Consider the following 13543-nt stretch of genomic DNA (forward strand, 5'->3'; position numbering starts at 1 on the left):
ATGACGCGGGGGCGACTGCGGGTGCTGCTGGGTGCCGCCCCCGGCGTCGGCAAGACCTGCGCGATGCTCGAGGAGGGCCGGCGCCTCCTCGGCGAGGGCGCCGACGTGACGGTCGCGATCGTGGAGACGCACGGTCGTGCCGAGACCGCCGCGATGACCGAGGGGCTGCAGATCCTGCCGCGCCGCGCCGTGCGGCACCGCGGCGTGGAGCTGACCGAGATGGACCTGGATGCCGTGCTCGCCCGCCGCCCGCAGGTCGCGCTCGTCGACGAGCTCGCCCACACCAACGCCCCCGGGATGCGTCACGAGAAGCGCTGGGAGGACGTGCAGGAGCTCCTCGACGCGGGGATCGACGTCATCTCGACCGTGAACATCCAGCACATCGAGTCGCTGGGCGACGTCGTGGAGCAGATCACGGGCGTCGCGCAGCGCGAGACGATCCCCGACGCGGTGCTGCGCGCCGCCGACCAGATCGAGGTCGTCGACCTCGCCCCGCAGGCGCTGCGCGACCGCCTCGCGAGCGGCCGCGTCTACCCGGCCGAGCGGATCGACGCCGCGCTGTCGAACTACTTCCGGCTCGGCAACCTCACGGCGCTGCGCGAGCTGGCGCTGCTGTGGCTCGCCGACGAGGTCGACCAGGCGCTCACCGCCTATCGCACCGAGCACGGCATCGACAGCACCTGGCAGGCGCGGGAGCGCGTCGTCGTCGCCCTCACGGGCGGCCCCGAGGGCGAGACGCTGCTGCGCCGCGGCGCCCGTATCGCCGCGCGCACGACGGGCGGCCAGCTGCTCGCGGTGCACGTCACGAGCCAGGACGGGCTGCGCGCCGCGAGCCCGGAGTCGCTCGCCCGGCAGCGCGCCCTCGTCGACGCCCTCGGCGGCACCTACCACCAGGTCGTCGGCGACGACGTGCCCCGCACGCTCGTGCAGTTCGCGCGCTCGGTCAACGCGACCCAGCTCGTGCTCGGGGTGAGCCGCCGCGGACGCATCGCGGCGGCTCTCACGGGCCCGGGCATCGGCGCGACCGTCATCCGCGAGTCGGGCGACATCGACGTGCACATCGTCACGCACTCCGCGGCCGGCGGCCGCTCGGCGCTGCCGCGGATCGGAGGGTCGCTCACCTGGCGGCGCCGCATCGCCGGGTTCGCCTTCGCCGTCGTCTGCGGACCGCTGCTGTCGTGGCTGCTCGTCACCCTGCGCGGACCGGAGTCGATCACGAGCGACGTGCTCAGCTACCAGCTGCTGGTCGTGGTCGCGGCGATCATCGGCGGCATCTGGCCCGCCCTGTTCGCCGCCGTCATGTCGGGGCTCACCCTCGACTTCCTGTTCATCGAACCGCTGTACGAGATCAAGGTCGACGAGCCGCACCACCTGCTCGCCCTCGTGCTGTACGTCGTCGTGGCCGTGCTCGTGAGCCTCGTCGTCGACCGCGCGGCGCGGCAGACGCGCTCCGCCCGCCGCGCCGCCGCCGAGTCGGAGCTGCTCGCGACCGTGGCCGGCAGCGTCCTGCGCGGGCAGGGCGCGATCCAGGCGCTCGTCGACCGCACGCGCGAGTCGTTCCGGCTCTCCGGGGTGCGGCTGCTGAGCGACGGGAGCGTGCTCGCCACGAGCGGCGAGCCGCTCGCCGACGAACGGCACACGACCATGCCGATCGGCGCGGATGCCGTGCTCGAGCTGCACGGGGGCGCCTTCGGGCCCGCCGAGCAGCGCCTCCTCGAGGCGATCGCCGCACAGCTCGCCGCGGCGCTCGAGCACAGCGCCCTGGCGCGCACCGCCAGCGAGATCGCCCCGCTCGCGGCATCCGACCGGCTCCGCACCGCCCTGCTGTCGGCCCTCAGCCACGATCTGCGCCGCCCGCTCGCCGCCGCGACCGCCGCGGTCACGGGGCTCCGCACCGCGCGCGGGCACCTCACGCCCGGCGACCGCGACGAGCTGCTCGCCACCGCCGCCGAGAGCCTCGACGCCCTCGCCGCGCTGATCACCGACCTGCTCGACGTCACCCGGCTGCAGGCCGGTGCGCTCGCCGTCGCGACGACGCCGCTCGACGCCGCCGAGGCGATCCTGCCCGCGCTGGAGGAGCTCGGCATCGGCCCCGATCAGATAGAGCTCGCCCTCGACCCCGGCGTGCCGGCCGTCGACGCCGATCCCGTGCTGCTGCAGCGCGCGCTCGTGAACCTGCTCGCCAACGCGCTCCGCCACGCGCCCGGCGGATCCCGCGTGCGCGTCGCGACGAGCGCGTTCGGCGATCGCGTGGAGATCCGCATCGTCGACCACGGTCCCGGCATCCCCGCCGATCGTCGCGACGACGTCTTCCTGCCCTTCCAGCGGCTCGGCGACACCGACAACACGACGGGCCTCGGCCTCGGGCTCGCGCTGTCGAAGGGCTTCGTCGAGGCGATGAACGGCACGCTCACGGCCGAGGACACGCCGGGCGGCGGCGTCACGATGGTCATCGGGCTGCCCGCGCTCGCCGTGCGGGAGAGGAGCACGCCGTGAGGATCCTGATCGCCGACGACGACCCGCAGCTGCTCCGCGCCCTGCGCATCACCCTCACCGCCGAGGGCTACGAGATCGTCACGGCCGCCGACGGCGCCGAGGCGATCCAGGCCGCCGTCGACCGCCATCCCGACCTCGTCGTGCTCGACCTCGGGATGCCGCGGCTCGACGGCATGGAGGTCATCCACGCCGTCCGCGGCTGGTCGGCCGCCCCCATCCTGGTCGTCTCGGGACGCACCGGATCGGCCGACAAGGTCGAGGCCCTCGACGCGGGCGCCGACGACTACGTGACCAAGCCGTTCTCCATCGACGAGCTGCTCGCCCGCATCCGGGCGCTCACCCGCCGCACCCCGCAGGCCGACGCCGAGCCGGTCGTGACCTTCGGCGACGTGCGCGTCGACCTCTCGGATCACACCGTCACCCGCGGCGACGGCGGCTCCGCGAGGACGGTCCGGCTGACGCCGACGGAGTGGCGCTTCCTGGAGATGCTCGTGCGCAACCCCGGCCGGCTCGTCACCCGCCAGACCCTGCTCCGCGAGATCTGGGGCTCGGAGCACGTCGCCGACAGCGGCTACCTGCGCCTCTACATGGCGCAGCTGCGCAAGAAGCTCGAGCCCGACCCCTCGCGCCCCCGCCACCTCCTCACCGAGGCCGGCATGGGCTACCGCCTCCACCCCGATCCCCCCACCACCCCGCCGGGACCCGGGTAACGGTGCGTGGGAGGGGTTTCGATACGCGCGCTGCGCGCGCTACTCAACCAGCGGGGGTGGGGGGTGTGGACGCTTGCATCTCATTCCCGCTGGTCGAGTGCTCGCGGCGGAGCCGCGAGTGTATCGAGACCCGTGTAACGGTCCGTTAGGTGGGTTTCGATACGCGCGCTGCGCGCGCTACTCAACCAGCGGCGGCGGGGGTGTGGACGCTTGCATCTCATTCCCGCTGGTCGAGTGCTCGCGGCGGAGCCGCGAGTGTATCGAGACCCTTGTAGCGGTCCGTTGGGTGGGTTTCGATACGCGCGCTGCGCGCGCTACTCAACCAGCGGCGGCGGGGGTGGGAGTGAGTGGAGGTGGAGGATGCGTGGGTGCCTGCCTCGCCGGCCCGGGATGAGAGCATGAGACGGTGCCGCAGGTCTCCGCGCTCTTCCGTCATCCGGTCAAGGGGTTCACGCCCGAGGCGTGCGACGAGCTCGTCGTGCAGGCCGACGGACGCGTCGCGGGCGACCGCGTGCTCGCGTTCCGGTTCGCGAGCGCCGTGACGCCCGAGAGCCGCGACGGGCTCGCCTACTGGCCGAAGAGCCGCGGTCTCGCGCTCATGGACTTCCCGTCGCTCGCGCGGCTGCGCGTGCGCTACGACCACACCGCACTGCGCGTGACGATCACCGACGACGGCGGGCGCACGCTGGTCGACGCGGCGCTCGACGACCAGGGCCGGCGCCGCCTCGAGGATGCCGTGACCGCGTTCGTCGCGGACTCGCCCGAGGCCTCCCGGCTCGACGCCGAGGGCGTGCTGCCGCTGCGGCTCGTCGGCGACGGCCGCACCTCGCGGTTCCAGGACCGGCCGCGCGGATTCGTGTCGCTGCACGGCGCGGCGTCGGTGCAGGCACTGGATGCCGCGGTGCCGGCATCCGTCGACGATCGCCGTTTCCGCTCGAACGTCGTCGTCACGGGCACGGCGCCGTGGGACGAGCTCGGCTGGTCGGGGCGGGTGCGCGTCGGCGACGTGCTGTTCGACGTGCAGGCGCCCATCGCGCGGTGCACCGCGATCATGGCGAACCCCGACACGGGCGACCGCGACGCGCGCCTGCTGCGCGTGCTCACGAAGGAGTTCGACCAGCAGGCGCCGACCCTCGGCATCCTGCTGCTCCCCGCGTCCGGCGAGTCGGGCACGGTGCGCCTCGGCGACGAGGTGACGCTCGCCCCTGCCTCTGAGCGGGTGTCGCACTGACTTTAGAGCCGCGTTCGGGCCGTCAGGCGGGTCGCCCCATCGTCGAGGCTCCCGTCCGACCGCCGTGCACGACGTATTTGCGATGCCGGCTCTGCGGTGGCGCCGTCGCCTGCACCCACCCGTCTTCGACGAGCCGCCGCAGCCGCGAGCGCACGGCACTGAGTGAAAGCCCGCTCCATGCAACGATGTCGTGGACGCTCTGCGGGCCCCTTCCCACCAGGCCGCGGATGAGTGCGGCGTCCGTATCGCTCGGCAGGGGAGCACCGGCAGCGAGGACGAAGCCTTCGGTGCCGGTGCCACGGAGCACGCCCTCTTCGCGCAGCCCGGTGAGGATTCTTCGCGCCTCGTCGGAATCGATGCGAAGTGCATCACGGAGCCCGTTGACCGAGACTCTGCCTTCACGCCGAGCGATGAGCAGGGCGGCGTCCTCGTGTGAGTCGAGGTCCCGATCTGTCAGCTGCCGCAGCCACGCACGATGCTCGGGGATCTCGGCGCCGTGCCGATGGAGTGTGACCTTCACCTGATCCGGCCCGACGGTGAAGCGGGGGCGTTCCAGGGCGTGCGCTTCCATTTCGGCGATCATCAGACGGACACCGCCACCCTGACCCTCGACCGTGAATCCTGCTTGCCCTCTCGGTGCGACGTGCTGCATGAGGGGGAGAAGCACCTGATTCCGGCAACGCGAGGTTCCGTCGCCGAGATTGTCCTGCGTCACGCCGCCCCAGAATCCGCCCGGGTTCGTGATCTCGACGCGGTCGGCGAAGACATCGATCGTCACGGGCTGGCCGACGAACATCGCAGAGTACTCGCGATGCAGGACGGCATTCGAGATCGCCTCACGAAGGACTCTCACGGGTATCTCCGGCAGTTCGCGGCGCGTCGCGCCGTCGACGACCGAGTAGGTGCGCAGATTGCGAACCACGGCGCTGACGGCGTCGTCGACCACGTCGGCGAGTCTGCCCACGCACTCCACGCGGTCGAGGAATCGTAGATCAGTCGTAGGGAGCGATTTTTCATTGCCGGGATGGACCGTGACGTCGACGAGCAGCCGAGGATAGAACTGTTGCGGGAATGTTCCCGTGGCGAGGAGTCCCGCCAGGCGAACGTGCCCGCGCTTGTCGAGCACGTTCAGGCGGACCAGTTGCTCCTTGCGTGTGTGCGCGCCGTGGAGCGCTTTGGTCCCTGTGCGGCGAGCGATGAGATCGTCGAGCACCTGAGGGTCGAGGTCAGTCTCATCCGCGTCATCGACGATCTGCCGATCAGCGTCTGAGGGAACGAGTTCGTGCTGCAGCTCGAAGACTTCGGGCGCCGAGAGCTTGATGTCCTTGTCGTCGACACGTTTGTATGCGCCCCCGGGGAGGCCCTTCGCCGTGACGAAGCACGGCTTGTTGCCGGGTTGGTTGGGGGCGATCGTGATGATCAGCACGGGATGCCCGTCAACCGTTGCGCGAACCATTCCGTAGGCGGGCGGATTCGTGAGCTTGGCGCCCTGCGCGCCGCCGTCACCGATTCCCTCGACGAACTGATCGCGTACGACGTCGATGTCGAATCCTTGTGCTGGCGTGAATCCGTCTTCCTCGGAGAGGCCGAGAAGGATGCGTCCGCCGGCGGAGTTGGCGAACGCGCTCACGCTGTCCCACACGTCGGCGCTGAGCTTGCGCGTACTGGCCTTGACCTCGACGAGGGCGTCATCGGTGCCTTGCTGCCGCAGGCGTGCGAGAGTCTCGACGAGGGGTTCGTTCTCCAGGCCGCTCACTTGTCCTCACTCTTCCTCAGTTTGCTTCAGTGTACGTCACTTTGCCTGAGTGAGGGTGAGTGAGCGAAGTGAGAGTGAGTGAGGCAAAGTGACGGTCGGTGCCGCCCGGTCAGCGCAGCTCGATGATCCGCGGCTCCGAGACGCGGCCGCCGACCTCGATCTGCTGGCCGAGGTAGCGCACGTGCGTGCGGAGCACCGAGCCCCGCCCCTGCACGATCAGCAGGTCGCGGCCCAGCGCGGCCGTGAGGCGCACCGCCGCCGAGCCCGTCGCCTCGTCCTCGCTCAGCCGCAGATCGGGCGCGAACATCCGCGAGCGCACGCGGCCCTCGGGCTCGTCGATCCACGCCCACACGTAGTGCAGGCCGAACGCATAGGCGGCGGGATCGACGGCCTCGACCTCGGCGGGCGAGTCGAGCCGGTCGATCTCGAACACCGGCGCCCAGTCCGGCATCGCGGTGACGTAGACGAGGTCGCCGTCGGCGCGCACCCGCACACTGCCCGCGGGAACCCTGATGGCCTTCACCTCGTCGCCGCCCTGCAGCAGCCACGCCGCGAGTCCGACCGTCGGATGCCCGGCGAACGGCAGCTCGCCCGCGGGCGTGAAGATCCGTGCCGTCGCGACGTGGTCGGCCATGGCGTCGATGAAGATCGTCTCGCTGAAGCCGAGGTCGGCGGCGATCTCCGTCTCCTGCCCGCGGGTCGACGGCGACGCCCACACGATGCCGAGCGGGTTGCCATGGTTGTCGTCGTCATCGACGAAGACGTTGACGACGTTCACGAGGGTGTTCACGCGCAGATTCTCGCAGGATTCGCGTGCGCTCGGTGACGGGGTCGCGGGCGGCGGCCCGTGAGACGGATCTCGATACGCCCGCGGCTCCGCCGCGGGCACTCGATCAGCGGGGTGAGACGTGTCCCGCACACCCCGCTGGTCGCACACCCCGCTGGTTGAGTAGCGCGCGCAGCGCGCGTATCGAAACCCTTGCCGCGGGCCGTTACACGGGTCTCGATACACTCGCGGCTCCGCCGCGAGCACTCGACCAGCGGAGTGAGGGGCATCGTCGTGTGATCGGCGGGGTGAGGGGCAGGCACCCGCACACACCTCCCGCTGGTTGAGTAGCGCGCGCAGCGCGCGTATCGAAACCCATCCCACAGTCCGGCGCCCCTGAACCCCTCCCGCGGTCCGGTACCCGCCCACCCCCGCTCACGCGCGGAGCGCGGCGAGGGCCATCTGCTCCAGGACCCGGCGGGCGGTGGCGTCGTCGGGGATGGCGGGGGCGGGGCGCGTGCTGTGCGGGGTCGAGTTGAGCAGGCCGAAGCACGCGTGGGCGCGCACGCGCAGCTCGTCGACGGAGCGGTCGGGGCGCAGGGCGTGCAGCACGCCGGTCCACAGCTCGACGTACTCGCGCTGCAGGCGCCGCACCGTGTGCCGGTCGTCGTCGCCGAGGCTCGACAGCTCCCGGTCCTGCACGCGGATCACCTCGACGTCGGCGAGGGCGAAGTCGACGTGGAAGCGCACGAGCTCCTCGAGCCGGCGCGGGGGCGACGACTCGCGCTCCAGCACGTCGAGGCCGCCTGCGAGCAGGCCCTCGCTCACGCTCACCAGGATGGCGCCGAGCAGCGCCTGCTTGTTCGCGAAGTGCCGGTAGATCGCGGGTCCGCTCACGCCGACGGCGCCGCCGATGTCCTCGAGGCTCACGGCGTTGTACCCGCGCTCGGCGAACAGCCGTGCGGCGGCCTGCAGGATGCCCGCACGGCGGTCGGCCTTGGCGCGGCCGCGGTCGGTGGAGAGCTCGCTTGTCATTTCAGTTAGTCACCGCTAACGTATGGGTTAATGGGCGCTAACTGAAGTGTAGGCGCCCGGGTCGGCATCCCGATCATGACAGCGATGGAGATTGACATGAGCGTGCTCGGCACGGCGACGCCGCACGACGCGGCGTTCGAGCGCACGCGCGCGGCGCAGGCCGCGCTCGCCGCCGATCTGCGCGACCGGCTGCGCGTCGCCGCCCAGGGCGGGCCGCCCGCGTCGCGCGACCGGCACGTCGCCCGCGGCAAGCTGCTGCCCCGCGACCGCGTGACGCGGGTGCTCGACGAGGGCAGCCCGTTCATCGAGGTCTCGCCGCTCGCCGCCGACGGCCTCTACGACGGCGAGGCGCCCGGAGCGGGCGTGATCGCCGGCATCGGCCTCATCCACGACCGCCACGTGATGGTCGTGTGCAACGACGCGACCGTCAAGGGCGGCACCTACTACCCGCTGACGGTCAAGAAGCACCTGCGCGCGCAGGAGATCGCGCGCGAGAACCGCCTGCCCTGCGTGTATCTCGTCGACTCGGGCGGCGCGTTCCTGCCGATGCAGGACGAGGTGTTCCCCGACCGCGACCACTTCGGCCGCATCTTCTTCAACCAGGCGCGGATGTCGGCCGAGGGCATCCCCCAGATCGCCGCCGTGCTGGGCTCGTGCACCGCGGGCGGCGCCTACGTGCCCGCGATGAGCGACGAGACCGTGATCGTGCGCGGGCAGGGCACGATCTTCCTCGGCGGCCCGCCGCTCGTGAAGGCCGCGATCGGCGAGGTCGTCACGGCCGAGGAGCTCGGCGGCGGCGAGCTGCACGCGCGCCGCTCGGGCGTCGTCGACCACCTCGCCGAGGACGACGAGCACGCCCTCGAGATCGTGCGCGACATCGTCGCGACCCTCCCGCCGCCCGCCGAGCCGGCATGGGCCGTGCATCCGACCGCTCCGCCCGTCGTCGATCCGTCGGAGCTGTACGGCGTCGTCCCGGTCGACGTCACCCGGCCCTACGACGTGCGCGAGGTCATCGCGCGCCTCGTCGACGGCAGCGAGCTGCACGAGTTCAAGCGCGAGTACGGCCAGACGCTCGTGACCGGCTTCGCGCGCATCCACGGGCACCCCGTCGGCGTCGTCGCCAACAACGGCGTGCTGTTCGGCGAGTCGGCGCTCAAGGGCGCGCATTTCATCGAGCTGTGCGACCAGCGCGGCATCCCGCTGCTGTTCCTGCAGAACATCTCGGGCTTCATGGTGGGGAGGGATGCCGAGGCCGGCGGCATCGCGAAGGACGGCGCCAAGATGGTCACGGCCGTCGCGACGACCCGCGTGCCCAAGCTGTCGGTCGTCATCGGCGGCTCGTTCGGCGCCGGCAACTACTCGATGTGCGGGCGCGCCTACGCGCCGCGCTTCCTGTGGACGTGGCCGAGCAGCCGCATCTCGGTCATGGGCGGCCCGCAGGCGGCATCCGTGCTCTCGACGGTCAAGCGCGACCAGCTGGAGGCCCGCGGCGAGCAGTGGTCCGCCGAGGACCAGGCGGCGTTCGAGGCGCCGATCCGCGCGCGGTTCGACGAGCAGGGCAGCCCCTACTACGCGACGGCGCGGCTGTGGGACGACGGTGTCGTCGACCCCGCCGACACCCGCGACCTGCTGGGCCTCGCCCTCGACGTCGTCTCCCGCACGCCCCTCCCCGAGCCCCGCTTCGGCGTCTTCCGGATGTGACTCCATGACCCGCGCCGACACCGCCGGCTCCGGCACCGCCGGCTCCGGCAGCGCCCGCTTCGACAACGCCCGCTTCGACACCGTGCTCGTGGCCAATCGCGGCGAGATCGCCCGCCGCGTCATCCGCACGCTCCGCGCCCTCGGCATCCGCTCGGTCGCGGTGCACAGCGACGCCGACGCGGGAGCCCCGCACGTGCGCGAGGCCGACGTCGCGGTGCGCATCGGCCCCGCGGCCGCGACCGCGTCGTACCTCGACATCGGCGCGGTCGTCGCCGCCGCGCGTGGGACGGGGGCGCAGGCGGTGCACCCCGGCTACGGCTTCCTCTCCGAGAACGTCGCGTTCGCGCGGGCATGCGCGGATGCCGGCATCGTGCTCATCGGGCCCGGCGCGCGCGCCCTCGAGGTCATGGGCGACAAGATCCGCGCCAAGGAGCACGTCGCGGCGCACGGCGTGCCGACGGTGCCCGGCTTCAGCGCCGCGGGCATGGCGGACGCCGACATCGCGGCGACCGCGGAGCGCACGGGGTTTCCGCTGCTCGTGAAGCCCTCCGCGGGCGGCGGCGGCAAGGGCATGCAGGTCGTGCGCACCGCGGACGAGCTCGCCGGCGCCCTGCAGACCGCGCGCCGCGTCGCGTCGGCCGCCTTCGGCGACGACACGCTGCTGCTCGAGCGGCTCATCGAGCGGCCCCGGCACATCGAGGTGCAGGTGCTCGCCGACGCGCACGGCACGGTCGTGCACCTGGGCGAGCGCGAGTGCACGCTGCAACGGCGGCATCAGAAGGTCGTCGAGGAGGCGCCCTCGCCCGTCGTCGACGCCCCGACCCGGGCGCGCCTCGGCGCCGCCGCGTGCGCGGCCGCGGCATCCGTCGACTACCGGGGTGCCGGCACCGTCGAGTTCCTGGTCGCGGGCGACCGGCCCGACGATTTCTTCTTCATCGAGATGAACACGCGCCTGCAGGTCGAGCACCCGGTGACCGAGCTCGTCACGGGCGTCGACCTCGTCGAGCAGCAGGTGCGCATCGCGGCGGGCGAGCGGCTCGGGATCGCGCAGGACGACGTGCACCTCACCGGGCACGCGATCGAGGCGCGCGTGTACGCGGAGAGCCCCGAACGCGGCTTCCTGCCCGCGACCGGCGAGGTGCTGCGGTGGCGGGCCGCCGACGGCGTGCGCACCGACGGCGCGGTCGAGACCGGCTCGGTCGTCACCGCCGACTACGACCCTATGATCGCGAAGGTCATCGCGGCGGGCGCCGACCGCGCCGCCGCCCTGCGGGCGCTCGATGCGGCGCTCGCCGACACCGTCGTGCTCGGCGTCGACACGAACATCGCCTTCCTGCGCGCGCTGCTCGCCGAGCCGGCCGTGCGCGCGGGCGAGCTGGACACCGGTCTCATCGACCGGCTGCCGCCGTTCGTCGCGCCGGTGCCGGGGCCCGCCGCGCTCGCGGCCGCCGCGGCGCTCGTGCACGACCGGTCGCAGGCGCCTGCCGCGGCGAGCCCGCTGTATCCACGCGCGGCGAGCCCGCTGTGGCGCTCGCGCTCGGGATGGCGCATCGGCGCGACGGCCGCCGCGCCCGCGCAGAGCTTCGCGACGGCCGACGGCACCGTCGTCGAGGCGCGGGGCGACGCCGCGGCTCGGATCACGACGATGACGGATGCCGCCGTGCCGTCCGCCGGCGCATCGGACGCCACCGCACCGACCGACGAGACGCGGGATCCCACGGGGCCGGCCACCCCGGCATCCATCGACGCCGCGATCGACGCCGACGGCGCGGTCTGGGTGCACGCCGACGGCGCGACGCACCGGCTGCAGCCGCTCACGCGCCGCGCCGCGGCCGAACGACGGCTCGCGGCGCGGGGCCGGTCCGGCGGTGCCGCCGAGCCCGAGCTGCGGGCGCCCATGCCGGGCGCCGTCGTCGCGGTGCACGTCGCCGACGGCGCGCACGTCGCCGCGGGCGACCGCATCGTCTCGATCGAGGCGATGAAGATGGAGCACGCCGTGACCGCGCCGCACGACGGCACCGTGCACGTGACCGCGGCCGTGGGCGACCAGGTGCGTCGCGACCAGGTGCTCGCGACCGTGGTCGCCGACCCGCCCCCGGGCGACGGCTGACTCCCGACCTCTCACGACGAACCGAGGAATCCGATGGACCACCACGATCTCACCGACGACGAGCGCGAGCTCGCCCGCACCGTGCGCGCCTTCGCCGACGAGGTCGTCGCACCCGTCTCCTACGAGGCCGACCGCACGAAGACCCTGCCGATGGACGTCGTCGCGCAGATGGGAGAGCTGGGGCTGTTCGGCCTCCCCTTTCCCGAGGAGTACGGCGGGCAGGGCGGCGACTACGTCGCGCTGTGCCTCGCGATCGAGGCGCTCGGCCGCGTCGACCAGTCGATTGCGATCACGCTCGAGGCGGGCGTGAGCCTCGGCGCCATGCCCGTCTTCCGGTTCGGCACCGAGGCGCAGAAGCACGAGCTGCTGCCCGACCTGCTCGCGGGGCGCGCCCTCGCCGGCTTCGGCCTCACCGAGCCCGAGGCGGGATCGGATGCCGGGGCCACCCGCACGACGGCACGGCTCGAGGGCGGCGAGTGGGTGATCGACGGCGCCAAGCAGTTCATCACCAACTCCGGCACGCCCATCACGCGGTTCGTCACGGTCACGGCCGTCACGGGCGAGCAGGACGGCCGCAGGGAGATCTCGACGATCATCGTGCCGCACGGCACCCCGGGGTTCGTCGTCGGGCCCGCGTACGACAAGGTCGGCTGGCACGCCTCCGACACGCACCCGCTGACGTTCACCGGCGCGCGCGTTCCCGAGCAGAACCTGCTCGGCGAGCGGGGCCGCGGCTACGCGGGCTTCCTGCACATCCTCGACGAGGGACGCATCGCGATCGCGGCCCTCGCGACCGGCGCCGCCGAGGGATGCCTCGAGGCGGCGCTCGACTACGCCCGCACCCGCACCGTGTTCGGCGCGGCGCTCTCGACGCGCCAGAGCGCGCAGTTCACGCTCGCGCGCATGCAGCTGCGCGTGCACAACGCGCGGCTGGCCTGGCATCATGCGGCGCGCCTGCGCGACGCGGGCAGGCCCTTCAAGACGGAGGCGGCGATCGCGAAGCTCACCGCGAGCGACGCCGCCATGGACAATGCGCGCGATGCGACGCAGCTCTTTGGAGGAAACGGATTCATGAACGAGTACCCCGTGGCCCGGCACTACCGCGACTCCAAGATCCTGGAGATCGGCGAGGGCACCAACGAGGTGCAGCTGCTCGTCATCGCGCGCGCACTCGGGGCGGTGTGAGCGATGGGCGCACCGGCATCCGGCCCGCGCGAGCACATCCAGCGCGGTCTGTACTTCGAGGAGTTCGAGCTCGGCGCGATCTACAGGCACCGCCCCGGGCGCACGGCCACCGAGGCCGACAACGTCACGTTCACGACGTCGACGATGAACACGCAGGCGTTGCATCTGGATGCCGCGTTCGCCGAGACCCAGCCGTTCGGGCAGCGGCTCATGAACTCGATGTGGACGCTCTCCACGCTCGTCGGCCTCTCGGTCGCGCAGCTCACGCAGGGCACTCTCGTCGCGCAGGTGGGCCTCGGCGAGATCGCCTTCCCCGCGCCGCTGTTCCACGGCGACACCCTGTACGCCGAGACCGAGATCGTCGACAAGCGGCTGTCCGCGTCGCGTCCCGGCCAGGGCCTGGTGACCATGCGGCACACGGGGCGCAACCAGCGCGGCGAGATCGTCGCGACGGCGCAGCGCACGGCGCTGATGTGGTGCCTGCCGAAGGAGGAGGACGCGCCGCCGGCGTCATGAGGCCGGCGGCGTCTCGGGCCGCGCACGGTTCTAGGCT

At 72.5% G+C, this 13543-nt stretch carries 10 protein-coding genes; 7 read left to right on the top strand and 3 right to left on the bottom strand.

The window, feature by feature from the left end:
* The 3 genes from AOA12_RS01350 to AOA12_RS01360 all read left to right on the top strand — a co-directional run bounded on the left by AOA12_RS01350 (nt 1) and on the right by AOA12_RS01360 (nt 4437).
* Nucleotides 1-2496, top strand: coding sequence for an ATP-binding protein (locus tag AOA12_RS01350; RefSeq protein ID WP_054679079.1), 2496 nt, complete (start codon nt 1-3; stop codon nt 2494-2496).
* A complete protein-coding gene (locus AOA12_RS01355; RefSeq protein ID WP_054679083.1) occupies nt 2493-3206 on the top strand; it encodes a response regulator in 714 nt (237 codons plus the stop codon). Before AOA12_RS01350 ends, AOA12_RS01355 begins: the two co-directional genes overlap by 4 nt.
* Nucleotides 3207-3612: 406 nt before the next feature.
* Nucleotides 3613-4437, top strand: a complete 825-nt coding sequence (locus tag AOA12_RS01360) for an MOSC domain-containing protein (protein WP_054679086.1) — start codon at nt 3613-3615, stop codon at nt 4435-4437.
* A 22-nt stretch (nt 4438-4459) separates the two neighbouring features.
* On the opposite strand, the gene AOA12_RS01365 is transcribed toward AOA12_RS01360, so the two are convergent.
* The 3 genes from AOA12_RS01365 to AOA12_RS01375 form a co-directional block, all read right to left on the bottom strand.
* Complete coding sequence (locus AOA12_RS01365; protein ID WP_054679089.1) at nt 4460-6193, bottom strand: ATP-binding protein; 1734 nt, start codon at nt 6191-6193, stop codon at nt 4460-4462.
* A gap of 109 nt (nt 6194-6302) precedes the next feature.
* The gene (locus tag AOA12_RS01370) at nt 6303-6983 is read right to left on the bottom strand and encodes a PhzF family phenazine biosynthesis protein (RefSeq protein WP_054679092.1); all 681 of its coding nucleotides are present in this window, start codon (nt 6981-6983) and stop codon (nt 6303-6305) included.
* A gap of 411 nt (nt 6984-7394) precedes the next feature.
* Nucleotides 7395-7994 (bottom strand): SACE_7040 family transcriptional regulator, encoded by a 600-nt coding sequence (locus AOA12_RS01375; protein WP_054679094.1) that lies wholly within the window; start codon nt 7992-7994, stop codon nt 7395-7397.
* 96 nt (nt 7995-8090) lie between these two features.
* Here AOA12_RS01375 and AOA12_RS01380 point away from each other — a divergent pair, with 96 nt between their 5' ends.
* Genes AOA12_RS01380 through AOA12_RS01395 form a run of 4 tightly spaced genes read left to right on the top strand, consistent with a single transcriptional unit; the run spans nt 8091 to nt 13506 of the window.
* Nucleotides 8091-9695, top strand: coding sequence for a carboxyl transferase domain-containing protein (locus AOA12_RS01380; RefSeq protein ID WP_197281121.1), 1605 nt, complete (start codon nt 8091-8093; stop codon nt 9693-9695).
* A 4-nt stretch (nt 9696-9699) separates the two neighbouring features.
* A complete protein-coding gene (locus AOA12_RS01385; protein ID WP_082405848.1) occupies nt 9700-11805 on the top strand; it encodes an ATP-binding protein in 2106 nt (701 codons plus the stop codon).
* A 33-nt stretch (nt 11806-11838) separates the two neighbouring features.
* The gene (locus AOA12_RS01390) at nt 11839-12990 is read left to right on the top strand and encodes an acyl-CoA dehydrogenase family protein (RefSeq protein ID WP_054679099.1); all 1152 of its coding nucleotides are present in this window, start codon (nt 11839-11841) and stop codon (nt 12988-12990) included.
* Nucleotides 12991-12993: 3 nt separating this feature from the next.
* Nucleotides 12994-13506, top strand: a complete 513-nt coding sequence (locus AOA12_RS01395) for a MaoC family dehydratase (RefSeq protein ID WP_054679103.1) — start codon at nt 12994-12996, stop codon at nt 13504-13506.
* Nucleotides 13507-13543 lie beyond the last annotated feature (37 nt).

The sequence above is a fragment of the Microbacterium sp. No. 7 genome (assembly GCF_001314225.1).
Lineage (GTDB): Bacteria > Actinomycetota > Actinomycetes > Actinomycetales > Microbacteriaceae > Microbacterium.